Genomic DNA, 12,341 nt, shown 5'->3' on the forward strand with positions numbered 1-12,341 from the left:
TGTATCGGCCTGGCAGGTAGCGGCCGTTGATCTGGCCAACACTACCGAGGATGCCGCGCGTCCATAACCTAGTAGTTCTTATAGGTTTGGCCTGGCAGTCCTTCGCCGGGGCGTGGCATTCTACTTGCCGCAAGTCGAGATTCAAATGAATTCGGGAGCAGAACGGATGCTGTCCAAACTTACTGCCTTCAACAACCGCCTCATGCCCGGCAGGAGCCTGGATGAACAGATCGACAACACGTTTATCATCGCCCAGCAGTTGGGCTTTGATGCGTTGGTGTATGACTACACGCCGGTGCCCATCGACCAGGACGGTTCGCTGATCACGCCTTCGGTGCTGGAATCGCGCAACACACCGTCGGACTGGCACGCGTTATGGTGCAGCGAAGGGTTTTACCAGATCGACCCGGTGCAGCATCTGGCCCTGAGCACGGTGTCGCCATTCGTGTGGTCCTATGAGGCCAAAGCCGACACCGCGCTGCAAAAGATCATCGACCCCTGCCATGCACCCGTGTCCTCTTACCTGCATGAGCGCCAACTGACCTGCGGCGTCACCGTGCCGATTCACCTGCCGCGTGGCGGCTTCGCGTCGCTGACCGGCCTGCGCACCGGCAAGGCCGGCACGGTGCTGGAAGATGCCCAGCAGACCCTGGCGGACTTCAGCCTGATCACCCACGCCTTGCAGGAAGCGGCCTACCCGTTGCTCAGCAAAGAGCTACGCACCTACCCGCATATCCATCTGACCAAACGCGAGCGCGAGTGCCTGAAATGGGCCGCCGAGGGCCTGACCGCCGCCGAGATCGCCACGCAATTGAGCCGCTCACTGGCGGTGGTCACCCTGCACCTGGCCTCGGCCATGCACAAACTGGGCGCCAAGAACCGCGTACAGGCGGTGGTGCGCGCGACCCATTACCGCCTGCTGGAAGATTGAACCGTCGGAAAAACCTAGCTGTTTTGCTAGTTACTTAAACGCCGCGTGCCGACTATCGTAGCCCTGATCCTTTTTTTTCAGAGCAGGGTACGAAATGGAATTCATCGAGAAAGTCCGCGAAGGCTACGCGGCCTTCGGCGCCTACCAGACCTGGTACCGCGTCACCGGCGACCTGGGCACCGGCCGCACGCCCTTGGTGATCCTCCATGGCGGCCCCGGTTGCACCCATGACTATGTAGACGCGTTCAAGGACGTCGCCGCCAGCGGCCATGCGGTGATTCACTACGACCAGATCGGCAATGGCCGCTCCACGCACTTGCCGGACAAAGACCCGTCTTTCTGGACCATCGGCCTGTTCCTCGACGAACTGAACAACCTGCTGGACCACCTGCAAATCAGTGACAACTACGCGATCCTCGGTCAATCCTGGGGCGGCATGCTCGGCAGCGAACACGCGATTTTGCAACCCAAGGGCCTGCGCGCGTTCATCCCGGCCAACTCGCCCACCTGCATGCGCACCTGGGTCAGCGAAGCCAACCGCCTGCGCCAACTGTTGCCCGAAGGCGTGCACCAAACCCTGCTCAAACACGAACAGGCCGGCACCTACCAAGACCCGGAATACCTGGCGGCGGCGCGGATGTTCTATGACCAGCACGTGTGCCGAGTAAACCCGTGGCCGGAAGAAGTGGCGCGCACCTTTGCAGCCGTGGACGCCGACCCGACGGTGTACCACGCCATGAGCGGCCCGACCGAATTTCACATCATCGGCAGCTTGAAGGACTGGAGCGTGATGGGGCGCCTGTCGGCGATCAATGTGCCGACGCTGGTGATATCCGGGCGGCACGACGAGGCCACGCCGCTGGTGGTCAAGCCGTTCCTGGATGAAATCACCGACGTGCGCTGGGCGCTGTTTGAAGACTCCAGCCACATGCCCCACGTGGAAGAACGCCAGGCATGCATGGGGACGGTGGTGAAGTTTCTGGACGAGGCGTGTTCAATGCCGCACCCAGTTCTCAAGGCTGGCTGAGTTCAACTGTGGGAGCTGGCTTGCCTGCGATAGCGGCAGGCCAGTCACTTCATCTGTAACTGATGTACCGCCATCGCAGGCAAGCCAGCTCCCACAGTTTTAGACTTCGGTGGTCTCAGGCTTTGCGGCCTTCCTTGGCACCTCAGCCACCACTGGAATCTCCTGCCCTTCAGCATCAAACAACTTACCGCCACTGAAGTAATCGCCATCGCGCAACGCCGCCACATCGTGGAAGCACAAACTGCGCTCAGTGCCGGCCACAAACACCGACTGTTGGTCCGAGTTACCGGCGGTGAAGTGGTTGAACGCCAGGTTGAGCAGAATCGCCATAATCGCCGACGAGCTGATGCCCGAATGGAAAATGGTCGCGAACCAGGTGGGGAAGTGATCGTAGAAGTTTGGCGCGGCAATCGGGATCATGCCGAAACCGATGCTCGTCGCCACGATGATCAGGTTCATGTTGTTGCGGTAATCCACCTTGGACAGCGTGCGAATCCCACTGGCCGCCACGGTGCCGAACAACACAATACCAGCGCCGCCCAGCACGGACGTCGGCACGGCCGCAATCACCCGGCCCATAAACGGCAACAAGCCCAACACCACCAGAAACACGCCGCCGGTGGCCACCACAAACCGGCTTTTCACGCCAGTGACCGCCACCAGGCCAACGTTCTGGGCAAAGGCGCTTTGGGTGAAGGAACCGAAGATCGGCGCAAACATGCTCGACAGCATGTCGGCACGCAGGCCATTACCCAGGCGCTTGGAGTCGACTTTGGTGTCGATAATCTCGCCGACCGCGAGGATGTCCGCCGAGGTCTCCACCAACGTCACCATCACCACGATGCACATGGAAATGATCGCCGCCACATGGAAGGTCGGCATGCCGAAATGGAATGGCGTAGGGAAACCAAACATCGGCCCCTGAGTGACGCCGGAGAAATCCGCCATGCCGAGGAACACCGCGATCACGGTGCCGATCACCATGGCCAGCAGAATCGACAGGCGCGAGATGGTCGCGCTGCCGATCTTGCTCAGCAGCAACACCAGCACCAGGGTCAGCGCCGCCAGGCCAATATTCGACATGCTGCCAAAATCCGCTGCCCGGCTATTGCCGCCCATGGCCCAGCGCGCCGCCACCGGCATCAGCGTCAAGCCGATGGTGGTGATCACGATGCCGGTGACCAGCGGCGGGAAAAACTGGGTGATCCGTGAGAACACCGGCGTGATCAATAAGCCGATAAACGACGCCGCCATCACCGCCCCGAGAATCGCCGGCACCCCGCCCGCGCCATCACTGCCGACAATCGCCACCATGGTTGCCACACCGGCAAACGACACGCCTTGCACCAGCGGCAACTGGCAGCCAAAAAACGGCAGACCGAGGGTTTGCAGCAGCGTGGCCAGGCCACCGGCAAACAGCGAAGCGGCGATCAACAGGCCGATATCCGCCGGCGACAACCCGGCCGCCTGGCCTACGATCAACGGTACGGCAACGATGCCGCCGTACATGGTGAGCACATGCTGCAGGCCGTAAGCCATGTTGGCCGCGACGCCGAGATTCTCATCTTCTGGCCGCTGCGGTGACGCCTTCGGGATAGTCATGGTGAGGGGTTCTCTGTTTTTGTTGTGCGAACACTGTATGCAATGTTTGGACTGGATGTCCATAGAGTTGTATACAATCAATCGAACAAGATACCCTCCATTGGCGTTACAAAAACAATCCGGCCGTCATGAGCCAGAACGCCAAAGGACCTAGAACAATGAAAAAGGCATTACAGGGCGCCACCGTTGCATTGACTCTTCTCGGCGGTGGGGAGGCCGTCGCGCTGGAACGGATGAACAACAGCGTAGGGTTTCGCTACGGTCAGCACTTCACTAACCCCAACAACCCCGACGACTTCAGCAAGCGCATCTATAGCTTTACCCACGCCAGCGGCTACCAGTACGGCAGCAACTACCTGAACCTTGATGTGTTTTTGTCCGACAGCAGCGACCCGCGCAAGGGCACCGACCACGGTGGCAGTGAGGTCTACGCCGTGTACCGACACCAGCTGTACGCCTCACGGGTATTCGATGTGCCGTTGGGTACCGGGTTGATCAAGGATTACGCCCTGACCCTGGGCTTCGACGCCAACCGCAACAACAACTTCGCCTCAGCCAAAAAGCGCGCGCTGGTGATCGGCCCGACGTTGAAGTTCAACACCGTCGGCGTGCTGGATTTGAGCCTGATGTACTACAAGGAAAAGAACCACACCGGCATCCCCGGTGCGCAAGAGTCGAACCACACTTTCGACGACACCTACATGCTCAACCTGACCTGGATGCGCCCGTTCGACATCGCCAACCACGCGGCGAAGTTTCAGGGGTTTATCAATTACGTCGGGGAAAAGGGCGAGGATTATCACGGCCGCGACACCGCGCCGGAAACCCTGATGCGCACCGCGCTGATGGTAGCGGTGCGGCCCGGTAAAAGCGTGAAGCCGAACCTGTATCTGGGGGTGGGTTACGAGTACTGGCATAACAAGTTCGGGGTGGATGGAGGCATGGGTACCCGCACATCCACACCGACAGTCAACCTGGAAGTCACCTTCTAACTGAAGAAACCCGATTAACTGTGGGAGCTGGCTTGTGTGGGAGCTGGCTCTCACATGTTTGATTCGGTTTCAGCTTCAGGCGTTTGCCAGTTCCGACTTATCGGCTTTCGGCCGCGCCAGCCAGTAACCCAGTACTGCCAGCGGCGCAGTCGCCAGCATCACAATCACGGTGATCAACAGCGGCTGGTCGATCATCGACGACACCAGCAGGCTGCTCAGAAAACAAAGACCCAATTGCAGGGTGTTCTGCAACGCCGCCGCCTTGCCGGAATTTTCCGCAAAGGGCATCAGCGCATTCGCCACCACGATCGGGTAACTCGCACCGTTGACCAACGCCATCAGGCAGAACGGAATCAACAAGGTGGTCAGGGTCGGCACCGTCAAGGTCGCAACCAGGTACAACGCGACCATGCTGATGCAATAAGCCACCAGCAACCACGGCAGCAGGGTTTTGCCCTGGTAATGCTGCAAGGCGCTGCGACAGCTGTAACCGCCGACCAGAAAGGCCAAGGTCGGCAACACGTAACTCAGGCCGATGTCATTCGGGCTGTAACCCATGTCGCCAAGGATGAACGGCGACGCGGTGAGCCAGGCGAAGAAGCTGGCTGAACAGGCGGCGAAGATCATCACATTGCCGGTAAACACGCGGGAGGTCAGCAACTGCCCATAGCCCAGGCGCGAAGGTTCGCCCTCCTCAGCCAGACGTTTCGGCATTTTGCGCAGGAACAACGTCGGCAACAGCAACAGCACTGACACGCCCAGCAACACCGCGAAAATCGCCTGCCAGCCAAAGTGGTTCAGCACCATCGCGCCCAACAGCGGCGCCAGCGCCGGTGACAGCGACATCAACGGCATAATGCTGGCGAACACGCGGTGGGCCTTGTCGGCCGGGTAACGGTCAATCACCAGCGCCTGCCAACTCACGGCGGCGGAACACACGCCAATCGCCTGCATAAAGCGCAATGCCAACAACTGCGGCGCCGTCTCGACCCAGAACATCCCGGCGCAGCCCAGCACAAACAGGCTCAGCCCGGCGAGCAGCACCGGCTTGCGCCCCAGGCGATCGGACAATGGCCCCCACAGCAACTGCCCGAGCGCAAAGCCCGCGAGGAAAATACTCAAGCTGGCGCCGACCGCGCCCGCACTGATCTGCAACTGCTCGCCCATGGCGCCAAACGCCGGCAAGTACATGTCCATGGCCAGATAACCGAGCATGCTCAGCCCCGCCAGATACCAGGTAAAACCAAAAGAATTTTTCATTGAAGCCTTGTAAGTGCTGCCATCAAACTATTTGCTGACTGGCGCCCATTATGAAGCTGACAGGCTGTGTGTGAAGCGATAATAATTGGAAACCTGAATCAAATATTTTGAAGGCAGCCGCTATGTGGTCCGAATACTCACTGGATGTGGTCGATGCCGTGGCGCGCCATGGCAGCTTCAGCGCCGCCGCCCAGGAATTGCACCGCGTGCCGTCAGCCATCAGCTATACGGTGCGCCAGCTGGAGGAGTGGCTGGCGGTGCCGCTGTTTGTGCGCCGCCACCGCGATGTGGAACTGACGCCCGCCGGCCGTCTGTTTATCGACGAGGCGCGCGGAGTGATGAAAAAAATGCTTGGCACCCGGCGCTTGTGCCAGCAGGTGGCGAATGGCTGGAGCGGCCAGTTGAAGGTGGCAGTGGACTCCATCGTCAAACCCCAGCGCTGCCGGCAACTGGTGCTGGATTTTTATCGGCAGTTCCCCGAGGTGGAGTTGCTGCTCGAATACGAGGTGTACAACGGCGTGTGGGACGCCCTGGCCGACGAGCGCACCGATATTGTGATCGGCGCCACCAGCGCGGTGCCGGTGGCCAGCCGTTTCACGTTTCGGGACATGGGCCTGCTCAACTGGCTGTGTGTGGTCAGCGCCCAGCACCCGCTGGCGAGCGTCAACGGCTTGCTCAGTGACGACCAACTGCGCCCGTTCGCCTCGCTGTGCATGACCGACACCTCGCGCAACCTGCCCAAGCGTGACACCTGGACCCTGGATAACCAGCGCCGTTTGGTCGTGCCCAACTGGGCCTCGGCACTCGACTGCCTGCGCGATGGGCTGTGCGTGGGCATGGCGCCGGCCCATCAGGTATTGCCGTGGGTCGAGCGTGGCGAGCTGGTGGCGCTGCAACTGAGCCGACCGTTTCCGGCCAGCCCGTCATGTGTGGCGTGGGCGCAGGATAAATTGTCGCCGGCGATGAGTTGGTTGCTGGAGTACCTGGGCGATACCGAGACCTTGAACCAGGAATGGCTCAATGGCCCGGATCTCTGAATATCACGCCGATCCAATGTGGGAGCTGGCTTGCCTGCGATAGCGGTGTGTCAGCCACTATAGTTGGCACAGACAGTCCGCTATCGCAGGCAAGCCAGCTCCCACAGTTTTATCCGGTTTCAGTCCAGGAGACGGGTGATGGCCCGCACGATCATCTCAACCTCTTTGCCATCCAGCGTCAGCGGCGGCAACAGGCGGATGATTTTGCCCCGCGTCACATTGATCAGCAGCCCCTGCTCCTGGGCAGCACGCTGGGCCAGGTCACGGTAAGGCCTGGCCAGCTCGATGCCGACCATCAAGCCTTGCCCGCGAATCGCCAGCACCTGCGGGTGCTCGCTCAACTCCACCCGCAACCGCGCCAGCAGGCGCTCGCCCTGTCGCGCGGCGTTGCGCAGCAAACCTTGTTCTTCAATGATGTCCAACACCGTGCAACCCACGCGACAAGCCAGCGGGTTACCGCCAAACGTGCTGCCATGGCTGCCTGGCGTGAACAACTGGGCCACGGCGTCTCGGGCCAGGCACGCGCCGATGGGCACGCCATTGCCGAGGCCTTTGGCCAGGGTTATCACGTCGGGCACGATGCCTTCATGCTGGAACGCAAACCAGGCGCCGGTGCGGCCGATACCGGTCTGAATTTCATCGAGCATCATCAACCAGCCGTGGCGCGTGCAGTGATCGCGCAGCGCCTTCAGGTAACCGGGCGGCGCGGGCAACACGCCGCTTTCACCCTGGATCGGCTCGAGCAGGACCGCCGCGATGCGCGTGCCGAATTGTTCAGTAATGGCCGCCAATGCGGCCAAGTCACCAAAGCGCACCTTGAGAAAATCCCCCGGCAGGCGCTGGAAACCCAAGCGCACCGATGGCCCGTCACTGGCGGCCATGGTGCCGAGGGTGCGCCCGTGAAATGCGTTTTCCATCACCACCACCAGCGGCTCTTCGATGCCTTTTTTCCAACCGTGCAGCCGCGCCAGTTTCAGCGCGGTCTCGTTGGCTTCGGCGCCGGAGTTATTGAAAAACGCACGGTCCAGGCCGGATAACTGCGCCAGCCGCTCGGCCAGGCGCTGCTGCCAGTCGATGCTGTAGAGGTTCGACGTGTGCAGCAACAGGCCCGCCTGCTCGCTGATCGCCGTGACCAATTTGGGGTGGGAGTGCCCGACATTGGTTACCGCCACGCCGGCCACGGCGTCGAGGTATTCACGGCCCTGCTGGTCCCACAGGCGCGTGCCCAGGCCACGGGTAAAGCTCAGGGCCATGGGTTGATAGGTGGTCATCAGGCAGGCGGCGGTCATGGTGGCAGGCTCCAGTGCATCGTTGTGAGGCTGCCAGTATCGTTAGCCACCTGAGCTGGATAAACTGCGCATTCCTGCAATGACTTTAAACCAGGGCTTGATAATGGATCTGTTCCAGTCGATGTCGGTGTATGTGAAAGTGGTCGAAGCCGGCAGCATGACCGCCGCCGCGCAGGAATGCGGGCTGTCGACCACCATGGTCGGCAACCACTTGCGCGCACTGGAGCAACGGCTGGGGGTCAGCTTGCTGAAGCGCACTACGCGCAAACAGAGCCTCACCGAATTTGGCGGGCAGTATTACCAGCGTTGCCTGGAGGTGCTGGGGCTGGTGGCCGACTCTGAACTATTGGCGGAGCAAATCCACAGCGAAACGCCCAAAGGCAGCCTGCGCATCACCGCGCCACCGGTGTTCGGCACCGAACGCCTCACACCAGCCTTGAGCGAGTTTGCCCAGCGCTACCCGCAGATCAATCTGTATGTCGAACTCAGCAATGAGCGCATGGACCTGATAGACAGCGGCTTCGACGTTGCGATCCGCCTGGGGGAGCTGGAAACCTCAAGCCTGATCGCCCGGCCCATGCAGGCCTACACCCTGACGCTCTGCGCGTCACCGGCGTACCTGGCGCGACGTGGCATTCCGCAGACGCCCGACGACTTGCGCCAGCACGACTGCCTGGCGTTTGCCTACCCGGCGAACGATAACTGGCGCGACACCAGCAAACTGTGGCGCATGACAGGCGATGAAGGCGAAGTGGAGGTGCCGGTGGCCGGAGCATTGACCATCAACAGCTCCCAAGGCTTACGCCAGGCGGCCGTAAACGGCATGGGCATCATCATGCTGGCCGATGCGCTGGTGCAACCGGACCTGGAGAGCGGCAAGCTGGTGGCGTTGCTGACCACCTATCAATTGCCCAGCCGCCCCATGCACCTGCTCTACCGACAGGACCGCTACCGCCTGCCCAAACTGCGCGCCTTCGTGGATTTCGCCATGGAAAAGTGGGCGCGCTAAAAGCTCACGCCCAACTCACGCAAACGCGCCGCAGTGCGCTCGGCCGACACATGGTGAATGCCCTGCCAGCCGAGGGCTTCAGCGGCCTCGATATTGCCGGCAACGTCGTCGAAAACACCACTTCACTGGCCTGGATATCCGGCAAGTGAGCACGTACCTGGGCAAGGCTGGCGTGATAGATCGCGGGATCGGGCTTGATCAACTTCAACTCGCCGGACACGACGATATCGCGCAAGTACTGCAGAAACGGATAGTTGGCCCGTGCGTAAGGGAAGGTTTCAGCCGACCAGTTGGTGAGCCCGAACAGCGGCATATCCGCCTTGTGCAATGCCTCAAGAATCGCCACGCCTTCGGGCAGCGTGCCCCGCAGCATTTCGTGCCAGCGCTCGTAATAGGCTTGTATCAAGGGTTCGTGTTGCGGGTGTTGCTCGATAAGGTGGCGAGTGCCTTCGGCGAGGCTGCGGCCGGCGTCCTGTTCGGTGTTCCAGGCTTGGGTGCAGATGTTATCGAGGAACCATTGCCGCTCTTGCTCGTCGGCAATCAGCTGGCGGTAAAGGTGCTGCGGGTTCCAATCGAACAGGACACCGCCAAAATCAAAAACTACTGCACGAATCGTCATCAGATCCTCCGTTAGCGTGGCTTGATAGCCGGGGGAGTCTGGCAGATTGTGAGGGTGGGTGGGAGCGCGAGGGAATGTAGGAGGGTTCTGAATTAACCCAAGGCAAATGTGGGAGCAGGCTTGTGTGGGAGCTGGCTTGCCTGCGATAGCACCGCCTCGGTGTAACTGATATACCGAGGTGACTGTATCGCAGGCAAGCCAGCTCCCACACAAGCCTGCTCCCACATTTTTTTTGACCGTGTTTAGGCTTGGATCAGGCCCTTGATCTTCACAGTCGGGTTCACATCCGCTTCATAGTCCACGCCGTCGATTTCAAAGCCGAACAAACGCAGGAATTCCGCCTTGTAGCCGGCAAAATCGCTGATCTCGTTGACGTTGTCGTCGGTCACCTGGTTCCACAACGCGGCAACGGCGTCCTGAACCTTCGGCTCCAGCTCAGCCAGGTCGGCGCGCAGGCGGCCGTCGGCGTCCAGCTTCGGCTCGCTGCCGTACAGGCTGTCTTTGAACAAGCCGTAGACCTGCTCGATGCAACCTTCGTGGGTGCCCTGCTCTTTCATCACTTTAAACAGCAGCGACAGGTACAGCGGCATGATCGGGATGGCCGAGCTGGCCTGGGTAACCACGGCCTTGAGCACCGACACACGGGCATCGCCCTTCAGCGCAGCGAGGTTGTCGCGCAGGGTCAGGACTTTTTTGTCGAGGTCTTTCTTGGCTTCGCCGATGGAGCCGTTCCAGTAAATATCCTGGGTCAGCTTCTCGCCGAGGTAGGTGAACGCGGTGGTCTTGGCGCCTTCGGCCAACACATCGGCGTCACGCAGGGCGTCGATCCACAGCTGCCAGTCTTCGCCGCCCATGACTTTCACGGTGCCGTCGATTTCTTCCTGGGTTGCAGGCTCAAGGGTGGTGTCGACCACCACGCCTTTGTCGGTGTTGATACCGCGCAGCGTCACGGCCTTGCCGATCGGCTTGAGGGTGGAGGTGTGCACCACGCCTTGCGGGTCGGTACGGCGTGGCGCGGCCAGGCTGTAAACCACCAGGTCGATCTTGCCCAGGTCTTTCTTGATGGTTTCGATGGTCAGGCGCTTGATCTCGTCAGAGAATGCGTCGCCGTTGATGCTCTTGGCGTACAGGCCTTTTTCCACGGCAAACTTCTCGAACGCCGCGCTGTTGTACCAGCCGGCGGAGCTCAGCTTGCCTTCTTCGCCTTCTTTCTCAAAAAACACGCCCAGGGTGTCGGCGCCGCAGCCAAACGCAGCACTGATGCGCGCGGCCAGGCCGTAACCGGTGGAAGCGCCGAGGACCAGCACCTTCTTAGGGCCGCCTTCGATGGCGCCATGCTGAGTTACGTAGTCGATCTGCTCTTTGACGTTCGCTTCACAGCCAACAGGGTGAGCGGTCACACAGATAAAGCCACGAACCCGCGGTTTGATGATCATAAAATTTCTGCCTCTTCCAAGGGGTCGACGGCCAGTGGTGGCCATTCAACTTCAATCGTACCGGTCTATGACGCGCGAAAAACCGAAGCGTCACGATAGACGTAAATCTTCTGTTTACAAAATTCAATCGGCAAAACCGCGGGCGCAGCGCACCGCCTGGTTAAAAACTGTGTCCGGCTTTCACAAATTCGCAATATTTAAAACGCCCGGCACCTTGATAACCCACTATCATGGCGGGATTGTTTCGCTTTGTTTCAGGTCCGGAGCCTCGCTTCATGAGTAAAAGTGCTGTGCAAAAAAAATTGGTCTCAGTCGCCTGGGTGCTCGGCGTACTGCTGTTCATCTATTGCTTCCCGCTCACCAGCCTGGTGTTTCTGCTGCTGGTGCTGTTCTGCGGCATTTATGACTTCCTGCGCAACGGCCTGTACGACCGCGACACCATCAAGAAATACTTCGTCGGCAACGGCCGCAACACCTGGATATTGGCGCCGTTCAATACCCTGTTCGACCTGTTGAGCCTGCGCAACCGCCACGTCTACACCATGGGCGACCTGCCGCCGGCCTGGCGCGAAGACCTGCAACAGGTCATCGACGACGCCATGGCCAACAAGGACGAAATCATCAGCTACCTCGATGAGCGCATGGCCGAGAAAAAGCGCGGCATGCTGTTCTTCCAATGGTACGGCCGCCCGATCGAAACCACCCTGGACATCCCGCAACTGCGCAAGAAACTGCCGTTTGTGAAGACCATCGGCGTGTCGGTGTTCAACGAAAACCGCTCCACGTCCTTCCACTTCGGCCCGCTGCGCATGATGTTCCGCGTGCTCTACAACATGGCGCCGGCGCCCCATCATGACGGTGTCTACATCCAGGTGGGCAAGCATAAGCACTACTGGCACGATGACCCGCTGTTCATCTTCGATGACACGCTGATGCATGCCTCCTTCAACAAAAACGACGCAAAGCGTTACTGCCTGTTCATTGACATCGTGCGGCCAACCTTGCTGCCCTCGGTGCTGAATGCCGTGATTTCGGGCTTTGCCGGGCTGGTGTTTACCCTGCGTCGGGTTTTCTACAAAAACTGGAAGCTGATTCAGTAAGTTCTGCGGCATGATGGTGTTGACGGTATTTGCGCCCTG

The 12,341-nt window shown here is 60.2% G+C and carries 10 protein-coding genes and 1 pseudogene; 6 read left to right on the forward strand and 5 right to left on the reverse strand.

From position 1 onward, the window contains the following. Positions 1-166: 166 nt before the first annotated feature. Both AOA59_RS30960 and AOA59_RS30965 read left to right on the forward strand, forming a co-directional pair. Positions 167-931 carry a LuxR family transcriptional regulator gene (locus AOA59_RS30960; RefSeq protein WP_099490058.1) on the forward strand — a complete coding sequence of 255 codons (765 nt, stop codon included), beginning with the start codon at positions 167-169 and terminating at the stop codon, positions 929-931. Positions 932-1,025: 94 nt separating this feature from the next. Beyond that, positions 1,026-1,958, forward strand: coding sequence for a proline iminopeptidase-family hydrolase (locus tag AOA59_RS30965; protein ID WP_099490059.1), 933 nt, complete (start codon positions 1,026-1,028; stop codon positions 1,956-1,958). Between the two features lie 99 nt (positions 1,959-2,057). Here AOA59_RS30965 and AOA59_RS30970 read toward each other — a convergent pair whose 3' ends face one another. Beyond that, positions 2,058-3,560: a nucleobase:cation symporter-2 family protein gene (locus tag AOA59_RS30970; protein WP_099490060.1), complete on the reverse strand. Its 1,503-nt coding sequence runs from the start codon at positions 3,558-3,560 to the stop codon at positions 2,058-2,060. A 158-nt stretch (positions 3,561-3,718) separates the two neighbouring features. Here AOA59_RS30970 and AOA59_RS30975 point away from each other — a divergent pair, with 158 nt between their 5' ends. Then, on the forward strand, positions 3,719-4,552 hold the full coding sequence (locus AOA59_RS30975) for a nucleoside-binding protein (protein ID WP_099490061.1): 834 nt from the start codon (positions 3,719-3,721) through the stop codon (positions 4,550-4,552). A 75-nt stretch (positions 4,553-4,627) separates the two neighbouring features. Here AOA59_RS30975 and punC read toward each other — a convergent pair whose 3' ends face one another. Then, entirely contained in the window at positions 4,628-5,812 is a 1,185-nt protein-coding gene (gene punC / locus AOA59_RS30980) for a purine nucleoside transporter PunC (protein ID WP_099490062.1), read from the reverse strand. A 122-nt stretch (positions 5,813-5,934) separates the two neighbouring features. Between punC and punR the strand changes: the two genes are divergently transcribed. Then, positions 5,935-6,849, forward strand: a complete 915-nt coding sequence (gene punR / locus AOA59_RS30985; RefSeq protein WP_056857245.1) for a DNA-binding transcriptional activator PunR — start codon at positions 5,935-5,937, stop codon at positions 6,847-6,849. A 119-nt stretch (positions 6,850-6,968) separates the two neighbouring features. On the opposite strand, the gene AOA59_RS30990 is transcribed toward punR, so the two are convergent. Continuing rightward, entirely contained in the window at positions 6,969-8,138 is a 1,170-nt protein-coding gene (locus AOA59_RS30990) for an aspartate aminotransferase family protein (RefSeq protein WP_065929258.1), read from the reverse strand. Between the two features lie 103 nt (positions 8,139-8,241). Here AOA59_RS30990 and AOA59_RS30995 point away from each other — a divergent pair, with 103 nt between their 5' ends. Further along, the gene (locus AOA59_RS30995; RefSeq protein ID WP_099490063.1) at positions 8,242-9,147 is read left to right on the forward strand and encodes a LysR family transcriptional regulator; all 906 of its coding nucleotides are present in this window, start codon (positions 8,242-8,244) and stop codon (positions 9,145-9,147) included. On the opposite strand, the pseudogene AOA59_RS31000 reads toward AOA59_RS30995, so the two are convergent. After that, positions 9,144-9,766, reverse strand: a pseudogene (locus tag AOA59_RS31000) (HAD family hydrolase). The gene AOA59_RS30995 and the pseudogene AOA59_RS31000 overlap by 4 nt on opposite strands. Before the next feature lie 242 nt (positions 9,767-10,008). Beyond that, positions 10,009-11,202 carry an enoyl-ACP reductase FabV gene (fabV, locus tag AOA59_RS31005; RefSeq protein ID WP_065929256.1) on the reverse strand — a complete coding sequence of 398 codons (1,194 nt, stop codon included), beginning with the start codon at positions 11,200-11,202 and terminating at the stop codon, positions 10,009-10,011. Between the two features lie 275 nt (positions 11,203-11,477). Between fabV and AOA59_RS31010 the strand changes: the two genes are divergently transcribed. Further along, positions 11,478-12,302 carry an aspartyl/asparaginyl beta-hydroxylase domain-containing protein gene (locus AOA59_RS31010; protein ID WP_065929255.1) on the forward strand — a complete coding sequence of 275 codons (825 nt, stop codon included), beginning with the start codon at positions 11,478-11,480 and terminating at the stop codon, positions 12,300-12,302. The last annotated feature ends 39 nt before the right edge of the window (positions 12,303-12,341 follow it).

Origin of the sequence: Pseudomonas sp. 2822-15 (genome assembly GCF_002742515.1) — a bacterium.
GTDB classification, from domain to species: domain Bacteria; phylum Pseudomonadota; class Gammaproteobacteria; order Pseudomonadales; family Pseudomonadaceae; genus Aquipseudomonas; species Aquipseudomonas salomonii.

Coding starts and splice junctions, on each gene's coding strand:
- punR (WP_056857245.1), top strand. CDS start 5,935: ATGTGGTCCGAATACTCACTGGATGTGGTCGATGCCGTGGCGCGCCAT.
- AOA59_RS30975 (WP_099490061.1), top strand. CDS start 3,719: ATGAAAAAGGCATTACAGGGCGCCACCGTTGCATTGACTCTTCTCGGC.
- AOA59_RS30970 (WP_099490060.1), bottom strand. CDS start 3,560: ATGACTATCCCGAAGGCGTCACCGCAGCGGCCAGAAGATGAGAATCTC.
- AOA59_RS31010 (WP_065929255.1), top strand. CDS start 11,478: ATGAGTAAAAGTGCTGTGCAAAAAAAATTGGTCTCAGTCGCCTGGGTG.
- AOA59_RS30990 (WP_065929258.1), bottom strand. CDS start 8,138: ATGACCGCCGCCTGCCTGATGACCACCTATCAACCCATGGCCCTGAGC.
- punC (WP_099490062.1), bottom strand. CDS start 5,812: ATGAAAAATTCTTTTGGTTTTACCTGGTATCTGGCGGGGCTGAGCATG.
- AOA59_RS30995 (WP_099490063.1), top strand. CDS start 8,242: ATGGATCTGTTCCAGTCGATGTCGGTGTATGTGAAAGTGGTCGAAGCC.
- AOA59_RS30960 (WP_099490058.1), top strand. CDS start 167: ATGCTGTCCAAACTTACTGCCTTCAACAACCGCCTCATGCCCGGCAGG.
- fabV (WP_065929256.1), bottom strand. CDS start 11,202: ATGATCATCAAACCGCGGGTTCGTGGCTTTATCTGTGTGACCGCTCAC.
- AOA59_RS30965 (WP_099490059.1), top strand. CDS start 1,026: ATGGAATTCATCGAGAAAGTCCGCGAAGGCTACGCGGCCTTCGGCGCC.